The 22,446-nt window shown below is 71.4% G+C and carries 20 protein-coding genes and 4 pseudogenes; 7 read left to right on the top strand and 17 right to left on the bottom strand.

The window, feature by feature from the left end; all coding sequences use genetic code 11:
• From IG99_RS08750 to IG99_RS08725, 8 genes are all read right to left on the bottom strand, one after another.
• Positions 1-714 (bottom strand): phosphoadenylyl-sulfate reductase, encoded by a 714-nt coding sequence (locus IG99_RS08750; protein ID WP_037671617.1) that lies wholly within the window; start codon positions 712-714, stop codon positions 1-3.
• Positions 711-890, bottom strand: a complete 180-nt coding sequence (locus IG99_RS50140) for a hypothetical protein (RefSeq protein WP_078947586.1) — start codon at positions 888-890, stop codon at positions 711-713. Before IG99_RS50140 ends, IG99_RS08750 begins: the two co-directional genes overlap by 4 nt.
• Positions 887-2,584 (bottom strand): nitrite/sulfite reductase, encoded by a 1,698-nt coding sequence (locus IG99_RS08745; RefSeq protein ID WP_037671614.1) that lies wholly within the window; start codon positions 2,582-2,584, stop codon positions 887-889. Before IG99_RS08745 ends, IG99_RS50140 begins: the two co-directional genes overlap by 4 nt.
• Positions 2,585-2,776: 192 nt before the next feature.
• The gene (locus IG99_RS51935; protein ID WP_361451897.1) at positions 2,777-2,860 is read right to left on the bottom strand and encodes a putative leader peptide; all 84 of its coding nucleotides are present in this window, start codon (positions 2,858-2,860) and stop codon (positions 2,777-2,779) included.
• 127 nt (positions 2,861-2,987) lie between these two features.
• A complete protein-coding gene (locus IG99_RS08740; RefSeq protein WP_037671611.1) occupies positions 2,988-3,560 on the bottom strand; it encodes a GNAT family N-acetyltransferase in 573 nt (190 codons plus the stop codon).
• A gap of 56 nt (positions 3,561-3,616) precedes the next feature.
• Complete coding sequence (locus IG99_RS08735; RefSeq protein ID WP_037671610.1) at positions 3,617-4,930, bottom strand: hypothetical protein; 1,314 nt, start codon at positions 4,928-4,930, stop codon at positions 3,617-3,619.
• Between the two features lie 201 nt (positions 4,931-5,131).
• The gene (locus tag IG99_RS08730; RefSeq protein WP_037671609.1) at positions 5,132-6,421 is read right to left on the bottom strand and encodes a GAF domain-containing protein; all 1,290 of its coding nucleotides are present in this window, start codon (positions 6,419-6,421) and stop codon (positions 5,132-5,134) included.
• 301 nt (positions 6,422-6,722) lie between these two features.
• On the bottom strand, positions 6,723-8,357 hold the full coding sequence (locus IG99_RS08725; protein ID WP_037671607.1) for an acyl-CoA dehydrogenase family protein: 1,635 nt from the start codon (positions 8,355-8,357) through the stop codon (positions 6,723-6,725).
• A 145-nt stretch (positions 8,358-8,502) separates the two neighbouring features.
• Here IG99_RS08725 and IG99_RS08720 point away from each other — a divergent pair, with 145 nt between their 5' ends.
• On the top strand, positions 8,503-9,663 hold the full coding sequence (locus IG99_RS08720; RefSeq protein WP_037671605.1) for a YihY/virulence factor BrkB family protein: 1,161 nt from the start codon (positions 8,503-8,505) through the stop codon (positions 9,661-9,663).
• Between the two features lie 14 nt (positions 9,664-9,677).
• On the opposite strand, the pseudogene IG99_RS08715 reads toward IG99_RS08720, so the two are convergent.
• A pseudogene (locus IG99_RS08715) lies at positions 9,678-10,516 on the bottom strand (NmrA family NAD(P)-binding protein).
• An 80-nt stretch (positions 10,517-10,596) separates the two neighbouring features.
• On the opposite strand from IG99_RS08715, the pseudogene IG99_RS52345 reads away from it, so the two are divergent.
• The 3 genes and pseudogenes from IG99_RS52345 to IG99_RS08705 all read left to right on the top strand — a co-directional run.
• Positions 10,597-11,169 (top strand): annotated as a pseudogene (locus IG99_RS52345) (cupin domain-containing protein); the annotation flags it as partial.
• A gap of 203 nt (positions 11,170-11,372) precedes the next feature.
• Positions 11,373-11,519: pseudogene (locus IG99_RS52340) on the top strand (helix-turn-helix domain-containing protein); the annotation flags it as partial.
• Between the two features lie 65 nt (positions 11,520-11,584).
• On the top strand, positions 11,585-12,265 hold the full coding sequence (locus IG99_RS08705) for a helix-turn-helix domain-containing protein (RefSeq protein ID WP_037671602.1): 681 nt from the start codon (positions 11,585-11,587) through the stop codon (positions 12,263-12,265).
• On the opposite strand, the gene IG99_RS08700 is transcribed toward IG99_RS08705, so the two are convergent.
• Both IG99_RS08700 and IG99_RS08695 read right to left on the bottom strand, forming a co-directional pair.
• Positions 12,254-12,649, bottom strand: coding sequence for a VOC family protein (locus IG99_RS08700; protein ID WP_107055876.1), 396 nt, complete (start codon positions 12,647-12,649; stop codon positions 12,254-12,256). The two genes, IG99_RS08705 and IG99_RS08700, sit on opposite strands and share 12 nt — an antisense overlap.
• Positions 12,650-12,707: 58 nt before the next feature.
• The gene (locus IG99_RS08695; RefSeq protein WP_037671599.1) at positions 12,708-13,337 is read right to left on the bottom strand and encodes a VOC family protein; all 630 of its coding nucleotides are present in this window, start codon (positions 13,335-13,337) and stop codon (positions 12,708-12,710) included.
• A gap of 73 nt (positions 13,338-13,410) precedes the next feature.
• Here IG99_RS08695 and IG99_RS08690 point away from each other — a divergent pair, with 73 nt between their 5' ends.
• The 3 genes and pseudogenes from IG99_RS08690 to IG99_RS08680 all read left to right on the top strand — a co-directional run.
• Positions 13,411-14,070, top strand: coding sequence for a hypothetical protein (locus IG99_RS08690; RefSeq protein ID WP_037671597.1), 660 nt, complete (start codon positions 13,411-13,413; stop codon positions 14,068-14,070).
• Positions 14,067-14,729, top strand: a complete 663-nt coding sequence (locus tag IG99_RS08685; protein ID WP_037671596.1) for a ThuA domain-containing protein — start codon at positions 14,067-14,069, stop codon at positions 14,727-14,729. Before IG99_RS08690 ends, IG99_RS08685 begins: the two co-directional genes overlap by 4 nt.
• A gap of 179 nt (positions 14,730-14,908) precedes the next feature.
• Positions 14,909-15,305 (top strand): annotated as a pseudogene (locus IG99_RS08680) (isocitrate lyase/phosphoenolpyruvate mutase family protein); the annotation flags it as partial.
• 62 nt (positions 15,306-15,367) lie between these two features.
• On the opposite strand, the gene IG99_RS08675 reads toward IG99_RS08680, so the two are convergent.
• From IG99_RS08675 to IG99_RS08650, 6 genes are all read right to left on the bottom strand, one after another.
• Positions 15,368-16,051, bottom strand: coding sequence for a 2-phosphosulfolactate phosphatase (locus tag IG99_RS08675; protein WP_051865043.1), 684 nt, complete (start codon positions 16,049-16,051; stop codon positions 15,368-15,370).
• A gap of 40 nt (positions 16,052-16,091) precedes the next feature.
• Positions 16,092-17,141, bottom strand: a complete 1,050-nt coding sequence (locus tag IG99_RS08670; RefSeq protein ID WP_037671595.1) for a LacI family DNA-binding transcriptional regulator — start codon at positions 17,139-17,141, stop codon at positions 16,092-16,094.
• 221 nt (positions 17,142-17,362) lie between these two features.
• On the bottom strand, positions 17,363-18,955 hold the full coding sequence (locus IG99_RS08665) for a glycoside hydrolase family 43 protein (protein ID WP_037671593.1): 1,593 nt from the start codon (positions 18,953-18,955) through the stop codon (positions 17,363-17,365).
• Positions 18,952-19,866 carry a carbohydrate ABC transporter permease gene (locus IG99_RS08660; protein WP_037671591.1) on the bottom strand — a complete coding sequence of 305 codons (915 nt, stop codon included), beginning with the start codon at positions 19,864-19,866 and terminating at the stop codon, positions 18,952-18,954. The genes IG99_RS08665 and IG99_RS08660 overlap by 4 nt, the downstream gene beginning before the upstream one ends.
• Positions 19,866-20,750 (bottom strand): carbohydrate ABC transporter permease, encoded by an 885-nt coding sequence (locus tag IG99_RS08655; RefSeq protein ID WP_037671590.1) that lies wholly within the window; start codon positions 20,748-20,750, stop codon positions 19,866-19,868. Before IG99_RS08655 ends, IG99_RS08660 begins: the two co-directional genes overlap by 1 nt.
• 10 nt (positions 20,751-20,760) lie before the next feature.
• Positions 20,761-22,095 carry an ABC transporter substrate-binding protein gene (locus tag IG99_RS08650; protein ID WP_037671589.1) on the bottom strand — a complete coding sequence of 445 codons (1,335 nt, stop codon included), beginning with the start codon at positions 22,093-22,095 and terminating at the stop codon, positions 20,761-20,763.
• Positions 22,096-22,446 lie beyond the last annotated feature (351 nt).

The raw sequence follows: 22,446 nt of genomic DNA, 5'->3' as shown, positions 1-22,446 counted from the left end.
TCAGCCGTGCAGCCCGCACTCGGTCTTCGAACGCCCCGCCCAGCGCCCGGCCCGCGCGTCCTCGCCCTCCAGCACGCGGCGCGTGCAGGGGGCGCAGCCGACGGACGCGTAGCCGTCCATCAGCAGCGGGTTGGTCAGCACCCCGTGCTCGGCGACATAGGCGTCGACGTCGTCCTGGCTCCAGCGGGCGATCGGGGAGATCTTCACCTTGCCCCGCTTCTCGTCCCAGCCCACCACCGGCGTGTTCGCGCGGGTCGGCGACTCGTCCCGCCGCAGTCCCGTCGCCCACGCCTGATAGCCCTTCAGTCCCTCTTCCAGGGGCTGGACCTTGCGCAGCTTGCAGCACAGGTCGGGGTCGCGGTCGTGCAGCTTCGGCCCGTACTGCGCGTCCTGCTCGGCCACCGTCCGGCGCGGGGTGAGGGTGATGACGTTGACGTCCATCACCGCCTCCACCGCGTCGCGGGTGCCGATCGTCTCGGGGAAGTGGTAGCCGGTGTCGAGGAAGACGACGTCGACTCCCTTCTGGACGCGCGAGGCGAGGTGGGCCACCACCGCGTCCTCCATCGACGACGTCACGCAGAAACGCCTGCCGAACGTATCCACCGCCCACTGGAGGATCTCCAGCGCGGAAGCGTCCTCCAGGTCCCGGCCCGCCTGCTCGGCCAGGGCCTTCAACTCCTCGGCGTCACGCTCCTGCTGAGCAGCCGTGGTCATATCCGGTCCCCTCCTTCGTCGGCTCGCTGAACACCTCGGGCCAGCAGCCCGAGGAACTTCAGCTGGAATGCGCGGCTGCACGCCCCGCATTCCCAGGCGCCGTGGCTCTGCTCACTCGGTCGCAGGTCCTCGTCGCCGCAATAGGGGCAGTAGAAAGGGGCGGCCCGCTCGCTCACGACAGGGCCTCCTCGGAGGCGCGGGCGGCCCAGGTCGCGAAGCGCTCGCCGTCCTCGCGCTCCGACTCGAACCGCTTGAGGACGCGCTCGACGTAGTCCGGCAGCTCGTCCGCGGTGACCTTCAGGCCGCGGACCTTGCGGCCGAACCCGGCGTCCAGGCCGAGCGCGCCGCCCAGGTGCACCTGGTAGCCCTCGACCTGCCGGCCCTGGTCGTCGAGGACGAGCTGGCCCTTGAGACCGATGTCCGCCACCTGGATACGGGCGCAGGCGTTCGGGCAGCCGTTGAGGTTGATGGTGATGGGCTCGTCGAAGTCCGGGATCCGGCGCTCCAGCTCGTCGATCAGCGAGGCGCCGCGCGCCTTCGTCTCGACGATGGCGAGCTTGCAGTACTCGATACCGGTGCAGGCCATGGTGCCGCGCCGGAAGGGGGAGGGCTTGGCGGTGAGGTCCAGCGCCTCCAGGGCCTCGACCAGCGGCTCGACCTGCGCCTCCTCGACATCGAGGATGATCATCTTCTGCTCGACGGTGGTGCGGACCCGGCCCGAGCCATGGGCCTCCGCGACCTCGGCGATCTTCGTGAGGGTGGCGCCGTCGACGCGGCCGACACGCGGGGCGAAGCCGACGTAGAACCGGCCGTCCTTCTGCCGGTGCACCCCGACGTGGTCGCGCCAACGGCCCGCGGGCTCGGCGGGCGCGGGGCCGTCGATCAGCTTGCGCTGGAGGTAGTCGTCCTCCAGGACCTGGCGGAACTTCTCCGCGCCCCAGTCGGCGACGAGGAACTTCAGGCGAGCCCTCGTGCGGAGACGGCGGTAACCCCAGTCGCGGAAGATGCCGACCACACCGGCCCACACCTCCGGCACCTCCTCCAGCGGCACCCAGGTGCCGAGCCGGACGCCGAGCTTCGGGTTCGTGGACAGGCCGCCGCCGACCCACAGGTCGAAGCCGGGGCCGTGCTCGGGGTGTTCGACGCCGACGAAGGCCACGTCGTTGATCTCATGGACCACGTCGAGGAGCGGGGAGCCGGAGACCGCCGTCTTGAACTTGCGCGGCAGGTTGGAGAATTCCTTGCTGCCGATGTAGCGGTCGTGGATCTCCTCGATGGCCCAGGAGCCGTCGATGATCTCGTCCTCGGCGATACCGGCGACCGGCGAGCCGATGACCACGCGCGGGCAGTCGCCGCAGGCCTCGGTGGTGGACAGCCCGACGGCCTCCAGCCGGTTCCAGATCTCGGGCACGTCCTCGATGCGGATCCAGTGCAGCTGGATGTTCTGCCGGTCGGTGATGTCCGCGCTGCCGCGCGCGAACTCCTCCGAGATCTCACCGATCACGCGCAGCTGCCGTGTGGTGAGTCGGCCGCCGTCGATCCGAACCCGCAGCATGAAGTACTTGTCGTCCAGCTCCTCCGGCTCCAGGATCGCGGTCTTGCCGCCGTCGATCCCGGGCTTGCGCTGGGTGTACAGGCCCCACCAGCGCATCCGGCCGCGCAGGTCGTTGGGGTCGATCGAGTCGAAGCCCCGCTTGGAGTAGATCGTCTCAATGCGTGTCCGCACATTGAGACCGTCGTCGTCCTTCTTGAACTGCTCGTTGCCGTTCAGCGGGGTGTGGTGCCCCGCGGCCCACTGACCCTCACCGCGGTGACGGCTCACCTTGCGGCGGGGCGCTGAGGCGGCAGGGTTCTGTGGGGTGGCGGCCATGGTTGATACGTCCTTCGGGACAGCGTCGGGCAGGGGTCGGCGCGAAGCGCCGTCGATGAGGGGCGGTGGTCGGGTGGCGGGCGGGAGGCTCTGACCTGCGCAGGCGGGCGCGTGCGGAAGCGTGTGGGCATGCGCGCGCGTCGTTGCGCGGGGGGAGGCTGGATCAGGGGATGTCGGGTGCTGCCGGGGCTCTCAGCTCGCCCGACAGATGGCGCTGGACATGCGGCCGAGGTCGACGTGCCGCCGACTCACCAAGGCAATTCCAGTTCCAGACATGACGGAAGCGTGTCATGGCGATCTGGACACAGTCCAGCTTTGCCCATCATCCGGACACCCTTGTCTCGGAATGCAAGACTCGGGTGGTCTTGGTCACATGGCGCGTCAGCGCCCTTGTCGACGCTGGTCAGGCCGGGTAGGCGCCGGGCCATGGGCCCGGTGCGGGTACCTCCCGCTCCTCCTCGACCTTGGTGTCGAACAGCTTGAACCCGCGGCGCTGGTAATTGTCCATCGCGTGCTCGCCGTCCTTGCTGCACGTGTGCAGCCACACCCGCTTGGTCTGCGGCAGCCCCGGCCAGCGGTCCGCGACGTCCCAGGCCCGGGCGGCGCCGTACGACAGCAGATGGCCGCCGATGCGCCGGCCGCGGAAGGCCGGGATCAGTCCGAAGTACGTGATCTCCACGACCCCGTCGTCCTGCGGCTCGAACTCCACGTACCCGGCCGGCGTGCCGCGGTCGTAGGCCACCCACGTCTCCACACCCGGACGCTCCAGGTGCTCCAGCCACCGCGCGTAGGTCCAGCTGAGCCGGTCGATCCAGCGGATGTCGCCGCCGACGGAGGCGTACAGGAACCGGCTGAACTCCGGGGAGGGCACCTCGGAGCGGACGATGCGGACATCGCCCTCCGGCGCGGCGGCCGGGAGGAGGTCGCCCGGCGCGGTCTGCTCCAGGGACCAGGTGGTGACGGGGATGTTGGTCATGCCGGCCAGGGAATCATCCCGCTCACCGATCTGTCGATCGGGGCCCGGGCCCGCGCCTACTGCCCGTCGGTCTCCCGTCCCAGCGACTTCTCGATGGAGGCCAGCGGCAGCGCGAACAGCATCCGGCCCGACTGGGTCCAGACCTCGCCGGTCGACTCCCAGTAGGAGAGTGACTCCGTCTGCCCGCTCCAGCAGCGGTGCGTGGTGTCGCTCCCGCACTCCGCGGCCCGCGCGCCGTCGTCGTCCTGCCGCCACAGCGTGCCGCGCCCGTCCCGCGCACCGTCCGTCGTACGGCTGACGTACCAGGCGGAGCGGTACGACAGCACGCCCCGGACCTCGGCCGCCTTCGTCCCGTAGACCTCGTCGGGGTCCGCGTGTCCGGAGCCGTCGGTGGCGAGGAGTCCGGCACGGGTGTCGCCAGGACTGAAGGAGTAGCGCCACAGGCGGGCCCGCCGGTCGCCGCCGTCGAGGGTCCACTCGCTCGCGACCAGGCTGTCCGGGGCGGTGCTGCGGTCGAGGGAGATGGAGCCGGGGTGCGGGACGTCCTCGCCGCCGGCCACCCGGTAGGAGCCGACGGCGGGCATGGCGAACCCGTACCCGTGCGCCGACCAGCCGCCGCGCACCCGGCCCACCGCATCCTCGTGCACGTTGGCGCGCTGGATGCGGGCCATGTCGTAGACGTACAGCGCGCTGCGGTCCCCGTCGTCGGCGGTGACCAGCAGCTTGCCCTGGTACCAGACCATGCCCGAGACATGGGAGGTCAGCGGCCGGTAGTCGCGCCCGCCGTCGACCGGGACGACCAGCAGGACCCAGGTGTAGGTGAGGTGACCGGAGTCGTCCGCGTCGACGAAGGCCACCCGGGCGAGGCCCCGGTCGGCCGCCGGGCCGCCGTTGTGGGTCCAGCCGGAGAGGACGACGCGGTGGGCGCCCCAGCGCCCGTCGTCGTCCGCGTCTCCGGAGGTGGTGATCGCGCCGGGCTGCCAGCCGCGCGTGTCGTCGGCGTCCCAGCAGTAGGCCCTCGTGGCCACCGGGGAGACGGGCAGTGCCCGGCGTTCGTCGGCCGTGCAGTCGATCGCGTCACGAAGATCGCGGTCGGTGTTCTCCAGGACGGTGGACACACCGACGGGCCGGCCCATCTCCCGGGCCAGCCGGTTCAGGGAGGCCTGCGGAACGAGATCCTCCGTCAGCCGCAGGGGGCGGCTCTCGGCGGACGAGGTGAGCGGCTGCAACGCGCCGGGACTGTCGGTGACCGTGGCCTGGGACGCGCTGATCAGGGTGGCGGCGGCGGTGAGTGCGAGGGCGGTTCCGGCCAGGAAGGCGCGCGCCGCCCTGCCCCGCCTGCGTCGGCGGTGTCTGCCACGATGCTTCATCGATCCTCCCGAGGCGAGCCAACTGCGCCTCATGATCCGTACGTTGACCGAGGAGCAGGTGGGGTGGCCCGTAAGGGGGATGCTACGGCAGTCGGGAGCTCCCCAGGAGGAAGACGTCGCAAATATACGGAAGATGCCACCGGGCGACCCATTTCGGGGCCCTGGGCCAACGCCCCAGGGTGCTCCCGTACGCTCAGGCCCTCACCGAACGGAGGCCGACACCCGCCGGTCGAGCACCCCCGGCGCCGTCGAGTGCGGCAACAGGTCGCGCGGGTCGGCCGGGAGGAGCACCTCGACCTCCGCGCCCTCGCAGAAACGATACGGCCGGTGTTCCAGCAAACCCCCGAGATACCGCCGTACCCGCGACACCTCGGCCCGCACCGTCACCGTACGGCGCGGATCACCGAACATCTCCGCCGCCAGCCGGGCCGCCCCGAGCCCCGCGCGATACGTGGCCAGCAGGAACAGCAACTCGGCGTGCCGGGGACTCAGTTCGTGCGACCAGGTGCCCGAGTCCGCCGACACCGTCACCGACGAACGGCGCGGCTGCGTCAGATCCAGCACGATCCGGGTGGCACCGCGCACCACCGGCTCCTCGGCGACCCGCACCAACCAGCCACCCGCCAGCGGCTCCACCGAGCACAGCCCGAGCGCCGGCAGCCACCGGCGGCCCGCCGCCGGCGACTTGGGCAGCGCCACCCGGCTCAGGTACGGCATCCCCGTCACCGCCGCCGTCCAGCCGTCCCGGTCCACCACCACGGCCCGGCCCCCCAACCGCGCCAGCACCGGCGCCGCCACCGCCCGCAGCCGTTCCAGGGAGGACAGATGCACCTCACGCAGCCGGGCCTCGGCGAGCTTCGCCACCGACGAGACCCAGGCCAGCGTGGCCGGATGCATCGTCTCCAGCGGACCGCTGACGTCCACGACACCGATCAGCCGCCCGTCCCGGGGATCCGTGATCGGCGCTCCCGTGCAGGTCCAGGTGGTCTGCGTCCGCACGAAGTGCTCGCCGGCGAACACCTGGACGGGCCCGCGCACCACCGCGGGAGTGCCCACCCCGTTCGTGCCCACCACGTCCTCGCGCCAGTCGGCGCCGAGCTCGAACCCGATCGCGTCCGCCTTGCGCAGCACGGGGGAGGAGCCCTCCCGCCACAGCACCCGGCCCTCCGCGTCCGCGACGACCATGATGTGGTGGGCGACGTCCGCGAACGACAGCAGACCCTCCCGCAACACCGGCAGCACATGCCGCAGCGGAGTCTCCTCCCGGCGCCGCCGCACCTCCTCCGGGGCCAGCAGTCCCGCCGTGCCACCGTGCTCCGGATCCATTCCCCGGCGCAGCACGCGCTCCCAGGACTGCTCGATCACCGGGCGCGCGGGAATGCGCGCGCGCTGCCCGGCGAGCTTGGCGGCGCGCACCTCGCTGAGCATCCGCGCCGCCCGCGCCGCGTCCACGGCGGCGAGTTGCGCCACGTTGACCGGCGGGTTCGCCACTGGTCCTCCCCAAGCACGTACGGGCAACCGGTTGTTCGGCCGTCCGGACGACGGTTTCCGGCCCGGACTGTGCGTCTCATACTGCCGTCCCGCGGTGACGGAGGGACACAGTCCGGCCACAGAGACCAGAAAGTTGCAACCCCCTGCAACCCTGGTGAACACGCATACGGTGGCCGAGACTTGAGCCACGCCGTTCCGAGCGGCGTTCTGGCCTCGCAGGGCCATGCGGCGGGGGTGGTGCCGTGTCGGCGCAGCACCACCTCCGCTTTCTGTCGCCGCAGGTCAGGACGGTGACCGCGCGTCATCCCCGCGGGCGCGCCCGCTCCACCACCGCCGCCAGGTCGAGCGTGTGCGGCAACGTCCCGAAGGCCGCGCCCCCGTCACCGCCCAGCCGTGAGGCGCAGAACGCGTCGGCGACCTGAGGCGGCGCGTACCGCACGAGCAGTGCCCCCTGGAGCACCAGTGCGAGCCGCTCCGTCAGCCGCCGGGCCCGCCCCTCCACCCCCTCCAGATCGGCCAGTTCGGTCAGCAGGTGCTTGATCGCCCCGTCCAGCCGGTGATCGGCGCCGCGTGCCTGCCCGATCTCCTTCAGACAGGCGTTCAGCGCGAGCGGCTCACGGCGCAGCACCCGCAGCACGTCCAACGCCTGCACATTGCCGGCGCCCTCCCAGATCGAGTTCAGCGGCGACTCGCGCACCAGCCGCGGCATCCCCGACTCCTCGACGTACCCGTTGCCGCCCAGGCACTCCGCGGCCTCCACCGCCACCGGCGCGCACCGCTTGGTCACCCAGTACTTCGCCGCCGGCACCGCGATCCGCAGGAACGCCCGCTCGTCCTCACCACCGTCGTCGTAGGCGGCCGCGAGCCGCAGCGCGAGGGCGGTCGCCGCCTCCGACTCGAGGGCGAGATCGGCGAGCACGTTGCGCATCAGCGGCTTGTCGACGAGCTTCCCGCCGAACGCCTCCCGGTACGCACAGTGGTGGATCGCCTGTGCCACGGCCTGCCGCATCAGCCCCGCCGAGCCCAGCACACAGTCCAGCCGGGTCGCCGCGACCATCTCGATGATGGTCCGCACCCCACGCCCCTCCTCGCCGACACGGCGCGCCCAGGTCCCGTCGAACTCGACCTCGCTCGAGGCGTTCGACCGGTTGCCCAGCTTGTCCTTCAGCCGCTGGATCAGGAACGTGTTGCGGTGGCCGTCCTCCAGCACCCGCGGCACCAGGAAGCAGGTCAGCCCGTCCGGTGCCTGGGCCAGCACCAGGAACCCGTCCGACATGGGCGCCGAGCAGAACCACTTGTGCCCGGTCAGCTCGTACGTCCCGTCCTCCGCCAGCGGCACGGCCGCCGTCGTGTTCGCCCGTACGTCACTGCCGCCCTGCTTCTCGGTCATCCCCATCCCGAACAGCGCCCCCGCCTTCAGGCGGGCGGGCCGCAGCTCACGGTCGTAGATCATGGACGTCAGCCGCGGCTCCCACTCGGCGGCGAGGGCGGGATCGGTGCGCAGCGCTGGTACGGCCGCGTGGGTCATCGACAGCGGGCAGCCGTTGCCCGCCTCGACCTGCGACCAGACCAGGAACCCGGCCGCCCGCCGCACATGCCCGCCCGGCCGGGTCCAGGCCGCCGTCAGCCCCGCGGCTACGCCCTTGCCGAGCAGCCGGTGCCAGGCCGGGTGGAAGTCGACCTCGTCGACGCGCTCGCCGTAGCGGTCGTGGGTCCGCAGCCGCGGCGGGAACTCGTTCGCCTGCGCCCCCCACTCCTGCACCTGCGCCGACCCGGCCGACTGCCCGAGCCCCGACAGATCGCTCAGCGCCTCGTCGAGCAACCCCGGATCAAGATGCCGTTCGACCGCCTCGACGAGGGCCCGGTCGGCCGAGAAGAGGTCGTACCCGACCAGCGGTGGCGGCTGGTTGCTCACCGTATGCGTGCTGCGTCCCATGCAGCGAACGTACCCCCGGGTACGCCCCTCATGGCCACCCTGACACGGCCGGCCGGCCTCCGGTCCGGCAGCGGACGTCCCGGCCGGGCCGGGAGCGCGGTGGCCGGGGATGAGTGGGGGCTCGTACGGCGGATACCGTTAGGGCGTGCAGCCAGCAAGCCAGTCCCCCGAGCAACCCGAGAGCGCCCCCGGGCGTCTCCACCGGGCGCGTGTCCTCTACCGCAACGTCTCCAAGCGCAGGACCACCTGGCTGCTCCTGAAGGACACCGTCAATTCCTGCATCGAGTACCGCATCCTCGGCCTCGCCGCCGAAGCCGCCTTCTTCACCCTGCTGTCCGTGCCGCCCCTGCTGCTCAGCCTCATCGGCCTCCTCGGCTACGTCGACGACTGGACCGGCACCAACTCCATCAGCAGCCTGGAGACCAATCTCCTCGAGGCCTCCCGTACCGTTCTGTCGGACAAGGGCGTACGGCAGATCGCGCAGCCGATCCTGGACGACGTGATGAAGGGCGGCCGCCCCGACGTCATCTCCATCGGCTTCCTCTTCGCCCTGTGGTCGGGCTCGCGCGCGGTGAACGTCTTCATCGACACCATCACCGTCATGTACGGCCTCGACGGCGTCCGCGGCATCGTCAAGACCCGGCTGGTGGCGTTCCTGCTGTTCATCGCGGCCCTGCTGATCGGCTCGGTGGCGCTGCCGCTGATGGTCGCCGGCCCGGACGCGGTGGTGGACATCCTGCCGTGGTCGACCACGGTGGTCCAGGTCCTCTACTGGCCCGTGGTGATCGTCCTGTCCATCGCCTTCCTGACCACGCTGTACCACGTCTCCGTCCCGGTCCGCTCCCCCTGGATCGAGGACGTGCCCGGCGCTCTCGTGGCCCTCGGCATGTGGGTCCTGGGCAGCTTCCTGCTGCGGATCTACCTCCAGAGCACCATCGAGGGCGCCACGATCTACGGCTCCCTCGCCGCCGCCGTCGCCGTACTGCTGTGGATCGGCGTGTCCGCGTTCGCCGTCCTGGTCGGCGCCGCCGTCAACGCGGCGATCGACCGTGTCTGGCCCGCCGCCGCGACGGCCGCGGCCCGCGCGGACAACGAACGGGCACGCGAGGAGGAGGCCGCGGAGTACGTCGCCCGGATCGCCGCGGCCCGCTCCCACGAGGACCCCGACGACCCCGACATGCCGTCCGAGTTCCCCGAGCGGTGGTCCCGCTTCCTGCCGCCCGACGACGTCACGGGACGGCTGCGCACCCATGCGAAGAGCTCACCGAAGAGCAACGGCGAGGAGGAGCCACCGCAGGAGAAGTGAGCACCCGGGCCCACTCACCCCTTCCAGGTGGCCGACGCCGCGGCCTCCCGCGCGAAGGCCGTGAAGTCGCGCGGCTCCCGTCCCAGGACCCGTTGAACGCCGTCGGAGAGGTGGGCGTTGCGCCCGTCGAGCAGCGACTCGAACAGCTCGACCAGGAAGCCCACCTCCTGCGCCGGCACCCCGAACCCCGCGAGGTTCGCCCCGTACTCACGCGCCGACACCGCCCGGTACGTGAACGCGCGCCCCGCCGCCGCACCGACCTCCGCCACCGCCTCCCCGAACGTCAGCAGCCGCGCCCCGGACACTTCGATCGTCTGCCCCGCGTACCGGTCGCCCGCCATCAGCACGGCCACCACGACGTCCGCGATGTCCCGCACGTCGACGAACGGCTCCCGCACCCCGTCCCCGCGGGAAACACCAGCTCACCGCCCATCCGCAGCTCCTCCACCAACGGCCCCTCACTGAAGTTCTGCGCGAACCACGCGGCCCGTACCACCGTCCGGTCCGCGCCCGACGCGCGCAGCGCCTCCTCGGTCGGCCGGGCCTGCTCCTCGCCCCGGGCCGACAACAGCACCAGCCGGCGCACGCCCAGCGCGACCGCCTCGTGCGCGAGCCGCCCGACCGTGCCCGCCGCGCCGGGGGCGCCGACGTCCGACGGGTACACCAGGTACGCCGCGTCCGCGCGCCGCAGGACGTCCGCCCAGGTGGACGGGTCCTGCCAGTCGAAGCCACCGGCCCGCGAGGCGCCCCGTACCGTCAGCCCCGCCTCCCGCGCGGCCCGCGCCACCCGGCTCCCCGTACGACCGGACGCACCGGTCACCACCACTGTCATCTGCTGCGTGTTCTCGGTCATGCCCCCAGTGAACCGACGGCCGCACCGGCGCCCCATCGCTGAACGGCTCATTCCCATACGCGCGTGTCTACGCTGACCACATGGACGCCCTCGCAGGCCTGTTGGAGGGTTCCCGCGCGCGGGGTGCCTTCATGATCCGTGCGTGTTTCGATCCGCCGTGGAGCGTGCGGGTCGAGGACCGGGCCCCGCTGACCGTGATGCTCCTGGTCCGGGGCGACGCCTGGATCATGCCGGACGCGGGGGAGCGCGTACGGCTGCGGGCCGGCGACCTCGCCATCGCACGCGGCCCGGCCCCGTACACCTGCGCCGACGACCCCGCCACGCCTTGGCAGGCGGTGATCCTGCCCGGCGCCGAGTGCGTGTATCCCGACGGCCGCCCCCTGGGCGGCACGATGGACCTCGGCGTCCGCACCTGGAGCGACCGGCCCGACGGCGCCACGGTGATGCTGATCGGCACCTACCTCGTGCGGGGCGAGATCAGCTGCCGTCTGCTGGGCGCGCTTCCCGCCCTGCTGACGCTGACGCCGGAGGTGTGGGACTGCCCTCTGACCCCGCTCCTCATGGAGGAGATCGTGCGGGACGAGCCCGGGCAGGAGGTCGTCCTGGACCGCCTCCTCGACCTGCTGGTGATCGCCGCGCTGCGGACCTGGTATCATGCCGCAGACGCGGGGTCTGGCACGCCCACCTGCGGCGTTGTCGTCGGTTGCCGACTCCCCCACGCTCGGCTTCGCTCGCGCGGGGGGACCCCCATCGCGTCGCCGCCCTCCTCCGCCTTGCAGGTGGACGCACCAGACCCCGCTCACCGGGGCCGATGAGGCACCGCTGGTTTTCTGCGACTTGATCCGCCGGACAGCCCCTGTCCGCCGACCATCTCCGCGACACCGACGACACGATCGGCGCGATCGCCCGCCAGGTCGGTTACGGCACCCCGTTCGCCCTGTCCACGGCGTTCAAGAGGACGTACGGGGTGAGTCCGCAGGAGCATCGGACGCGGGTGGGGTGAGGGGGTGCCATGGGCGCGGGGCGGCTGTCCTCCACCCCGGCCTCGCCCGGCGTAGTCTGTGTCCCGTGTACGCGGAACGGCCGTCCCGGCTGACCGGCGCCGTCGTCTGGACGAACAGCCCGTCGCCGCCCGGCGCCCGTCCCGTGCTCCCCGACGGCTGCATGGACCTGCTGTGGAGCGAGGGCCGGCTGCTGGTCGCGGGGCCGGACACCCGCGCGTACGCCCCCGAAGGCCCCGCCGCTTCCTGGGCGGGCGTCCGCTTCCACCCAGGTACCGCGCCCGCGCTCCTCGGCGTCCCCGCCCATGAACTACGCGACCACCGGGTGGAGTTGGCCGACCTGTGGCCGACCACGAAGGTGCGGCGCCTGCGCGACCGCATCGTGTCGGCGCCCGACCCCGCGACGGGCCTGGAGGTGGCCGCGCTGCACCTCGCGGCCGAGGCGGCCCCGCCCGACCCGCTGCCGGCACGGCTTGTCGCGGCCCTGGACGCGGGCCGCCCCGTCGCCGCAGTAGCCGACGAACTCGGTCTGGGCGCACGCCAGTTGCACCGCAGGTCCCTGACCGCGTTCGGCTACGGAGCCAAGACGCTGGCCCGCGTCCTGCGCCTCCAGCGGGCCCTCGACCTCGCTCGCGACGGCACGCCGTTCGCGGCGACAGCCGCCCTCGCCGGGTACGCCGACCAGGCCCACCTGGCGCGGGACGTACGGCAGTTGACCGGGATGACGCTGACGGAGCTACTGACCTGACGGCGCGAAGAGGTCCACCCCGTTGCCGTCCGGGTCCAGCACGACGGCGTACCGCTGCCCCCACACGGCGTCCCACGGTTTCAACTCCCCGCGGTATCCGGCACCCACCAGTTCCTCGTACGTCGCGTCGACCTCGCCCGCCCCCTCGCACCGCAGAGCCAACGAGGCCCGCCCGCCTTCGGTCGGCGCCCGCCACCCCGGATGGAACGACCGCACGGTCTCCTCGGTGTCCAGCATCAGCCGCATCCCGCCCGGCACCTCGGCCTCGGCGTGCGGCGCGTCCTCGGAGCCCTCCGCGAAGGCGAACCCGAGACGACGGTAAAAGGCGACGGAAGCGGCCATGTCCGAGACGACCAGGCCGACGGCATCGAATCGTGGAGTCATGCCACGACCGTAGACAGCGCCACGTCCCACGGTCTTGAAGGAATCGGACATGCCGCCGTCAGTGGAAGGTCACCGCCCCGCGAGGTGTGTCCACCGTGAACGACAGCCGTACCGGCCCCTCGTCGAGGCCAAGGTGGGTGCCCAGCGCGGTGAGGGCGGGGTGGATCTCGTCCGGGGCGGGGGCCGTCGCCGACATGCGGAGCAGAGGGGTGACGGGGAGGCCGGCGGCTGAGGGGTGGACGGAGTCGCCCCAGTCGATGAGGAACGGGACGAGGCCGGAGGGGTGTGCGGTGCCGTCGGTCAGGCGCCATCGCAGCAGGGTGCCGTCGGGCCGGCGGCGGCTCATGGCTCGTACCTCGCCGGGGTCGTACCCCTGCGCGCGGGCGGCCGCGGCCGTGGTGTCCAGGTCGAGTGGGCTGATGGCCCAGGTGATCGTGCGAGGAGCGGTGAGCCCGTCGACGCCGAACGGCTGGGGGCCGTCGGTGCCCGTCTGCTCCGGGTCGGGGCCGATGATCTCCAGGTAGGTGGTGCCGCCCAGGCCGACCAGGTGGTTACGGGTGCCGAGGCCGACGTGTGCGCCGCCGGGGGCCGGGGCCACACCGGTACGCCGGGTGAACTCCGCGACCGTCGCCGCCAGATCGGGGGTCGCGAGGACGAGGTGATCGAGCAGTGCGGGAATTGTGTTCATCCGGTGTGACATTACGCGTCCCCCTCGGGAAAAGACGCTGCCTTGGGAACACCTGTGCGGCAGGATGTGGGCCATGATCCGTGCCGCACGCACCCTCTTACCGACCCTGATCCTCCCCGCCCTCCTCGCCGGCTGCGGCACCGAGAAGGCCGACACCGGCACCGGCGGCGAACGGACGAACGGCAGTACCGAACCCACGGACGCCCGCACCGCCGATCCGGCCGAACTCGCCTCCCGTGCCCAGGCCTTGGGCATCGCCCCGGAGTTCGTCTATGTCACCGAGGCCGCCGGCTACACCCTCGCCCAGCAGTCCGTCGGCGTGTACGGCGACGACGGCTTCTCCGCCACGTACTGGTCGCGGAAGTCCGGCACCCAGCTCCAGCTCTCCGTGGACCGCGGCACGCTGACCGCCGACAACTGTTCCAAGGAGCCGATTGCCGACGCGAGTTCGCGCACCACCTGCGTCCGTGACGGCGACGCCTGGTACCGCAGCAACGGGCAGCAGAAGGAGTACGCCATCCCCAAGGAGGGGCACGTCGTCCGGCTGCGGGGTGAGGGCGTACCGCGCGAGGTCCTGAGCGAGGCCGCCCGCGCGGTCCACCGGCCCACCGTCGACGAACTCGACACCCTCCTGCCCGAGGCCCCCGCGCGGCCGACCGAACCGGTCGAGCGCGGCGACCTGCCGCCGGTCGGCGACGGGGCCCCGAACAACGATGTGGGGGTCGGAGGTTGAGCACCCGCCCGACCGCCCGGCTGCTCGTCTTCACCCGCACCACCGAATACCGCCACGACTCCATCCCCGCCGCCGTCGCCGCGCTGCGCACGCTCGCGGCGTACGACGTCGACCACACCGAGGACCCGGCGGCCCTCCAGGCCCCGCTGGACGGGTACGCGGCCGTCGTCTTCCTCTCCACCAGCGGCGAGGTGCTGACGCCCGCCAGTCGCAAACGCCTCGCCGGGTACGTCGAGTCGGGCGGCGGCTTCGTCGGCGTCCACGCTGCGGCCTGCACCGAGTACGACTGGCCGTACTACGGCGAACTGCTCGGCGCACGCTTCGACCGCCACCCCGCGTACCAGCCGGGCCGGGCCGTGGTCGAGGACCGCGAACACCCCGCCACCCGGCATCTGCCCGCCGTCTGGGACTTCACCGACGAGTGGTACGACTTCCGGGCCAATCCGCGCGGGCGGGTGCGGGTCCTCGCGGTCGCCGACGAGTCGTCGTACGACGGCGGCGGGATGGGTGCCGACCACCCGCTGGTGTGGTGCCGCGAGCAGGGCGCGGGCCGCGTCTTCTACACGGCGTTCGGGCACGCCTCAGAGGCCTTTCTCGACCCCGCCTTCCGCGCCCATCTGCGCGGTGGCATCGACTGGGCGGCGCGGCTCGACACATGACGGACCAGTGACGTTTCTCCGGTGAACCGGTTGCGCCATTGGGGTGAGCAAAGCCCTTGTATGGAGAAAGTCGTGCGTCGACATAGAGGTGCTTTTGTCTTGACAAAGGACTGCCGTGTCGCGGCGGCTTTCTTGCGTCTGGTGTGTTGACCCCTCGACTCCATTGGAGGAGCCGGACGGTGACTTACGGGAACGAGCTGCGGGAGCGGATCGCCGGCCCGGAGACGACCCCGCTGATCGGCGTGTACGACATGTATTCGGCGTCGATCGCGGCGGAGCACTACGACAGCATGTTCGTCTCGGGCTTCGGCTTCGCGGCCTCGTAACTACGGACTGCCGGACATCGGTTTCATCGCGTGGCCGGACATGGTCGCGTTCGTCCACCGGCTGCGGGGCGCGTTCCCGCGCCACCACCTGCTGGTGGACATCGACGACGGGTACGTCGATCCGGAGGTCGCCTGCCACGTGGTGGAGGGCCTGGAACGGATCGGGGCCTCCGGTGTGATCCTTGAGGACCAGAAGCGGCCACGACGCTGCGGGCACGCCGACGGCAAGCAGGTGCTGCCGCTGGAGGAGGACTGAGGGACGGGGAGTGCGACGGCCGGGCGCCGCCGACGCGCCCGGCCGCCCGCCGTGCCTCACACCCGAACCGGACGCACCACCACCTGCCCGTCCTCCCGCGCCGCCACCATCGCGAAGGGGTGGGCGTCCACCACGAGGCAGAGCTCCGCGTCGTCCGGATGCACGCCCTGATGGCCGAGCCGTACTCCGTCGGCCAGTCGCGCGGCGCCGCTCGAGTTCCGCGCCAGCTCCACGAACGGGCCCGGGTCCAGGCCGGGTTCGAGGGCCGACCCCGCGATGTACCGGGCACACGCCAGGTCTTCCTCGGCCCGGCCGCCGTCCCCGGTGATCACGTACGTCACCTCCGCCGGCCGCCGCCTCCGCAGCAGACGCGCGGTGGGGCCCGCGACGACGAAGGCGGCGCACAGCACCAGTTCCGCGTCGGCGACCGCCAGCGCGCCCACCGTCCCGGCGGTGGTCTTCTGCACCACGGTGCGACCCCGCACGTCGAGTGAGCGCAGCTGGGCGGGGGAGTTCGCCAGGTCGAACCCCGGCCGGGGCGGTCCGTCCTGGAGGGCCAACCACCCGGGGTGACGGTCCTTCAGGGCCAGCCCCTCCTCCAGGCTCTCGGCGAGGACGATCCGCTCGGCCCCCTGTGCGAACGCCCCGGCCGCCACGGTGAAGGCACGCATCACGTCGACGACCACGGCGACGGACGGGGTTCCGGTCAGCTCTCCTGTGCCAGTGAAGATCGGTCGCATAGGCTCATCATGGCCCACGGCACGCTCGGCCAAGGCTCGTTCACCTCCCGGGCGGCGGTGCCGTGCTCGCCCGCTCCACCAGCCGGGTCGACAGCTCCGTCCGTGTCCCCTCCGGCCGCTCCCCGTCCATCATCCGCACCAGCAGCCGCAGTGCCGTCGCCGCCATCTCCGCGAGCGGTTGGCGGACGGTGGTCAGGGCGGGGGCCGCCCAGCGGGACTCGGGCAGGTCGTCGAAGCCGACGACGCTGATGTCGTCGGGGACGCGCAGACCCCGTTCGGCCAGGGCCTCGTAGACGCCGAGGGCCATGCGGTCCGAGCAGACGAAGACGGCGGTCGGAGGTTCGGGGAGGTCGAGGAGTTCGCGCATCCGGTGCCGGGCGACGCTCTCGTCGAAGACGCCGTAGCGGACGTACTCGGGGCGGTGCGCGACGCCCGCCGAGGCGAGGGCGGAGCGGTAACCGGCGACCCGGGCGCTGCTGCACATCGTGCGGCGCTGTCCGGCCACGACCGCGATGCGCTCGTGGCCGAGCGACAGCAGGTGCTCGGTCGCGGTCACCCCGCCCTGCCAGTTCGCCGCGCCCACCGAGACCACGCCGGGCGGCGGTTCGAGCACCGGGTCGATCATCACGAACGGGATGCGGTGCTGGTCCAGCCAGGCGAACTGGGACTCCGTGAGCTCGGCCAGGTTGAACAGGACCCCGGCCGAGCCACGCAGGGTGAGCTTGTCCAGCCAGCCGCGCTGGGGACGCGCGGCCCGGGTGCGGGACAGGGCGGCCGAGACGACCACGTCCAGACCGGCGTCGTGCGCGGCCTCCTCCACCCCGTGCAGCACCGCGCCCGACCAGGAGCTCTCCAGCGAGTGCACGACGAGGTCGACGAGCCGGGGCGGCTTGGCCGCGTCGAAGCGGGGTCTGCGGACGTAGCCGAGCCGGTCGAGCGCCTCCGTGACCCGGCGGCGGGTCTCGGGAGCCACGTCCTCCCGGCCGTTGACCACCTTCGAGGCGGTCGGTACGGACACCCCCGCCTCGCGGGCCACGACCGCGAGCGTCGGCCCGGCCGTCGCCACGCTCGCACTCCCGGTACGGACCATCGGGAACCACCTCTCCGGCCCGCCCGAGGGCCAGCGAACGTCCGACCGGCACCGTGGGGGAGCCGACGGAACACCGACGCGCAGAAAGCGCTTGCTATCCTAAGTGCGCGTCAACGCGGCGTGAAGACACCGGAGATGACGGGATCTTGCGTACGGCGCCGGGCGCGCCGCCGCTCACCCCCCGGCGGGCGGACCCCCGCGCCCCGACGAGCGAGAGCCCCTCACTCCCCGGTACAGGTCAGCCCGAAGTCCCGGAAGTCCGCCGTGAACCCCGCGTCCACCAGGTCCCATGCGTGGATGCCGGCCATCGCCCCCGTGAATCGCAGCCGTCCGCCGTGGTCGTCGGAGAGTTTGCTGAAGTCCAGGGCCGGTCCGAGCGGTGTCCGCGTGCCCTCCCGTACGTACCAGAAGCGTGCCTCGGCCTCCTCCACGGTCACGCCCAGCCGCACCGGCGCCCCCGGCGGCACCTCCTCGAGGGCCACCCGCCGCGTGCCCCGCTCGTCACGGTCGATAAGGCTGAGCACCGTACGCCCGCCGCCGAGCCACTGCTGCCCGCGCTGCTCCTCGCCCTCCGGCTCGTCCCAGGTCAGATCCAGGGCGAAGTACGCCTCGGCGTCGTATCGCAGCACCAGACCGGCCCCCTGGGTGAAGGTGGACGGAAGGGCCTGTACGGTGACCGCCGCCTCGGCGCGATGCTCGGTGACGCGCTGCGCCAACAAGCTGTACGCCCACCGTGATTCCGGACCGTGCCGTCCGCGCAGTCTGATCCAGCCGGGCCGGCTCGTGGCGTCGGCCCAGGAGGCGTCGGGAGCGGCACGCAGGCTGCTCCACGGCCAGCCCAACGGGTCGGGCGAGACGAGGGGACGGACGAGGGGGCGGGCCGGAGTCGGCACGTCGACCTCGACCGCGGGATGCCAACCACCGTGCCCCAGCCGCGGCCACCCCTCCGCGTCCCACGTCACCGTCTGGATCGCCGTCTCCCGGCCGAGGGTGCAGCGCGGCCCCTGCGGGGTGTGCAGCGGGCGCGCCGTGAGATGGCTCAGCACCCACGCCCCGTCCTGCGTCTCGACGAGTTCCGCGTGCCCCGCCTTCTGCAACGGCAGCGAGGGATCGTCCCGTGAGGTGAGCAGCGGACGGTCGTCGAGTTCGTAGGGGCCGGTGACGCTCCGGCTGCGGGCCGTCAGGACGCCGTGCTCGAAACCGGTGCCGCCCTCCGCCAGGACGAGCACGAACCAGCCGTCGTGGTGGAGCAGCTTCGGCCCCTCGACCAGCCGCTCGTGCTGGAGCAGCAGGTGCGTGTCACCCACCGGGGCGAGCGAGTCGCGGTCCAGTTCGGTCAGGACGATCCCGGCGAAGCGCCGGCCGCCGGGGCGGTGGTCGTTCTGGAGGTTGAGCAGCCACAGCCGGCCGTCGTGGTGGAAGAGCGCGGGGTCGAAGCCATGGCTCGCGATGCGGCGCGGACAGGTCCAGGGGCCGGTCACCCCGGGGGCGGTGGAGACGTACGTGTCCGTGTCGAAGTACGGCGTACCCACCGACCGCACGACGGAGTACACCACCCAGAACCGGCTACCGTCCCAGCTCAGCGACGGCGCCCAGATGCCCCCGGAGTCGGGGACGCCGGCCAGCGAGCCGCCGGCGGCCGCGCCCCTGACGTGTCCGGCGTACTCCCAGTGCGCGAGGTCGCGGGAGCGGTGGATCGGGATGGTCGGGAACCACTCGAAGGAGCTGGTCGCCACGTAGTACCAGTCGCCGGCCCGGACCAGGGAGGGGTCCGGGGCGAAACCGCGGATCACCGGATTGCGCAGCACGGTCACTTCAGCGCCCCCAGGGTCACTCCGGTCCGCCAGTAGCGGCGCATCGCGACCATCATGATCGCCATCGGCACGATGGACAGCAGCGCGCCGGTCAGGACCAGGCTCGTCAGGTCGACGCCCGACTCCAAGCGTTTGCCGGACCAGTTGTACAGGCCCAGGTTGAGCGTCCAGTTCTCCTCGCCGCGCAGCACGGTGAGGGGGAGGAAGAAGGCGTTCCAGGTGTTGACGAAAGCCAGCAGGAACACCGTGGCACCGCCGGTGGTCATCATCCGCAGCACGATGCTGAAGAAGATCCGCAGCTCACCGGCGCCGTCCAGCCGGGCCGCCTCGAGCAGCTCGAACGGGATGGTGGCCTCGGTGTACACCTTGGCCAGGTAGACGCTGAACGGGTTGATCAGGCAGGGGATCAGCATCGCCCAGGGGGTGTCCACCATGCCGATCGCGGAGAACAGCAGGTACAGCGGGAGCGTCAGCAGCGCGAGCGGGATGAGGAACGAGCCCACGACGCACGCGAAGACCAGGTTGCGGCCCGGGAACTCGAACCGGGCCAGGCCGTATCCGGTGGCGAGCGCGATCAGCGTGCCGCCGAGGGAGCCGACCCCCGCGTAGAGCAGCGAGTTGGCCGTCCAGCGCAGGAAGATGCCGTCCTCGTAGGTGAACAGCTGGTGCAGGTTGTCCCACAGGTGCCAGCCGGAGAACCACAGGCCGTTGCTCTGGTAGAGCCCCGTGCGGTTCTTGGTGGCGGCGACGATCAGCCACCACACCGGGAACAGGCTGTAGGCGGACGCCAGGACCAGGCCGACGAGCAGGAACCGCTGGCCGCCCCGGGAACGGGAGGCCGGGTCCGGGGTGGTGAGACGGCGGACCATGCGTGCCGGGACCTTCTCCGCGCGGTGTTCGGTGAGCGTCATCAGTCGGCCTCCCTCGAAGTCAGCCGGTAGAAGAGGAAGGAGGCGATGCCCAGGATGAGGGCGAGCAGCACCGACAGGGCGGCGGCGTAGTGGTAGTTGCCGGCGTTGAACGCCTGGTTGTAGATGATCATGATCGGGGTGAAGCTGTCGTTCACCGTCTGCGGGGTGACGTTCCGGAACAGCGCGGGCTCGTTGAAGATCTGCAGCATCTGGATGATCGACAGCAGCCCGGTCAGTACGAGCGCTCCGCGCACGTACGGCACCTTGATGCTGCGCGCGATCCGGATCTCCGACGCCCCGTCCAGCCGGGCCGCCTCGAAGAGGTCACGCGGAACGGCCTGCAGGGCCGAGTAGATGATCACCATGTTGTAGCCGATGCCGTGCCAGGTCAGCAGGTTGCCGATGGATGTCCACACCATGGAGGGCGAGAAGAAGTTCCAGTGGAACCCGAGCACCTCACCCATCGGGGTCAGCGGACCGACGTCCGGGCTGTACAGGTTGATCCACACGATCGCCGCCACGACCCCCGGGATCATGTACGGCACCAGCAGCAGGATCCGGAACCGGCTCGCGACCCGCGAGGTGAGCGCGTCCAGGAGCAGCGCCAGGACCAGGCTGATGAACAGCATCACCGGGATCTGCACACAGGCGAACAGCACCACCCGCAGGATGGAGCTCAGGAACGCCGGGTCGGTCAGGCCCTGCTGGTAGTTGGCCCACCCGGAGAACTTCTCCGTCGAGCCGCCGAGCCCGAGCCCGGACTGCTGCTCGCGGTAGAGCGACTGGTACACGGCGTACCCGATCGGGACCAGGTACAGGAAGACGAAGCCGAGCTGGAAGGGCACCGTGAACGCGGCACCCTTCCAGCGCAGGGAACGAATCATCTGTTCTGCCTCAGCCCTTGACGCTGATGCCGCGGGACTTCAGGTCGTTGACCGTCCACTCCTGCATGTGCGCGAGCAGGTCGGTCACCTTCTGCTGCTTGTTGATCACCTTCGCCCAGCCGGCCTGCATCTCCGTGAACATCGCGGTCCAGTCCGGCCCGAAGGTCCAGTCGGTGGTGACGGTCTTCAGGCTGTCCTTCACCACCTGCTGAGCGGGCTGGTAGTTGCTGCCCAGCAACTTCTCGGAGATCGCCTCGGGCACGTACGAGTCACTGTCGGCCAGCGCCGGCATCACACCGTTGCCGGTGGTCGGACTGGCCATCGTCTTCACGGCACCCGAGTCCGTGGACATCCACAGCGCGGCCTGCGCGGCCTGCTCCTGGTACTTGCACTGCTGGGTCACCAGCGTCACGCTGCCGGTCAGGTTGGTACCGGCCGGCGTCTTGGCCGCCTCACCGGCGTACGTCGGCCACGGTGACAGCGCCCACTTCCCGAACGACTTGGTGAAGTTCTGCACCATGCCCGCCATCTGCCAGGTGGAGATCTGCCGGGTCGCGGTGCCACCGTTGTCGTAGTTGCGCTGCACGGCCGCGTAGTCGGCGAACGACAGCTTCGAGTTGAGGTCGTTGTCGATGATCTCCTGGATCACCTTGGCGGCCTTCCGGGTGCCCGCGTCCTGGAAGTCCACCTTCCAGGAGTTGCCGTCGATGGCGTACCAGTGGGCCCCCGCCTGCATGGCGAGCACTTCCAGCGTGCTCGGGTCCTCACCGGCGAAGTTGGTGATCTTGACCCCGTGCTTCGTGAGCACCTTTCCCGCGGCGATGAAGTCGTCCCAGGTCGCCGGGGGCTTGATGCCGTACTTCTTGAAGATGTCGGTCCGGTAGATCGTGAAGTTGGGCGCCGAGCTGGTCGGGACCCCGTAGAGCTTGCCCTGCACCTGCGCTCCGGCCCAGGCGCCGGCGTTGAACTTGTCCTTGTCGGCCTCGACGTACTTGCTGATGTCGGCGAGCGCTCCCTGGGAGACCCAGCTGGTGACGTACTCGGCGGTGTTCTGCACCAGACACGGCGCGTTCTTCGCCTTGACCGCGTTGGTCAGCTGCTTCTGCATGGTCAGCTGGTCGGTCACCTTCGTGTACTTCAGCTGGATGTCCTTGTGGGAGGCGTTGAACGCCTTGACGACCGCCTCCTGGCCGTTGGCCCAGCCCCAGAAGGGGAGGGTGACGGGGACGGAGGACTTCGGGGACGTGTCGTCCCCGGACCCGCCGCAGGCGGTGAGCAGACCTGTCAGCGCGAGTCCCGCGACAGCGGCGCGGGCGAACCTTCTCCGGGGGCTGAGGGAGTTCATCTGACCGTGATCCTTCGGAAGTAGGCGTCTCAGAAGAGGGACGGCGGCTCGGTACTGGCCAGGAACGGCGGCCGGGAGGCGCCTCGTGGACGCCGGCTCGCGGTTGCGGGGGGTTCGGCCAAGCAGAAGCTGTAGAAACCGGTTGCTGCGAAGGTAGGCCGACGGGTCGGCCGTTATCAAGAGGTGTGCGAGAAATTTGTTACGAGGCCCGGTCCGGGCGATAGCGACCGGGCACGCGGCCACAGCGCCGATGGTACGCAAGGAACCGCAGGTCAGGCGCGCGTCTCAGGGCGGCAAGCGCTGCCGAGGGCGCGAGGCGAACGGCTCCCCGCGCCCCGTAAAACATCGAGA

This window comes from Streptomyces griseus subsp. griseus (assembly GCF_000720255.1).
Taxonomy (GTDB): domain Bacteria; phylum Actinomycetota; class Actinomycetes; order Streptomycetales; family Streptomycetaceae; genus Streptomyces; species Streptomyces griseus_I.
Note: the sequence above shows the minus strand (reverse complement) of the source record. Positions and strands in the feature narration are given on the sequence as shown.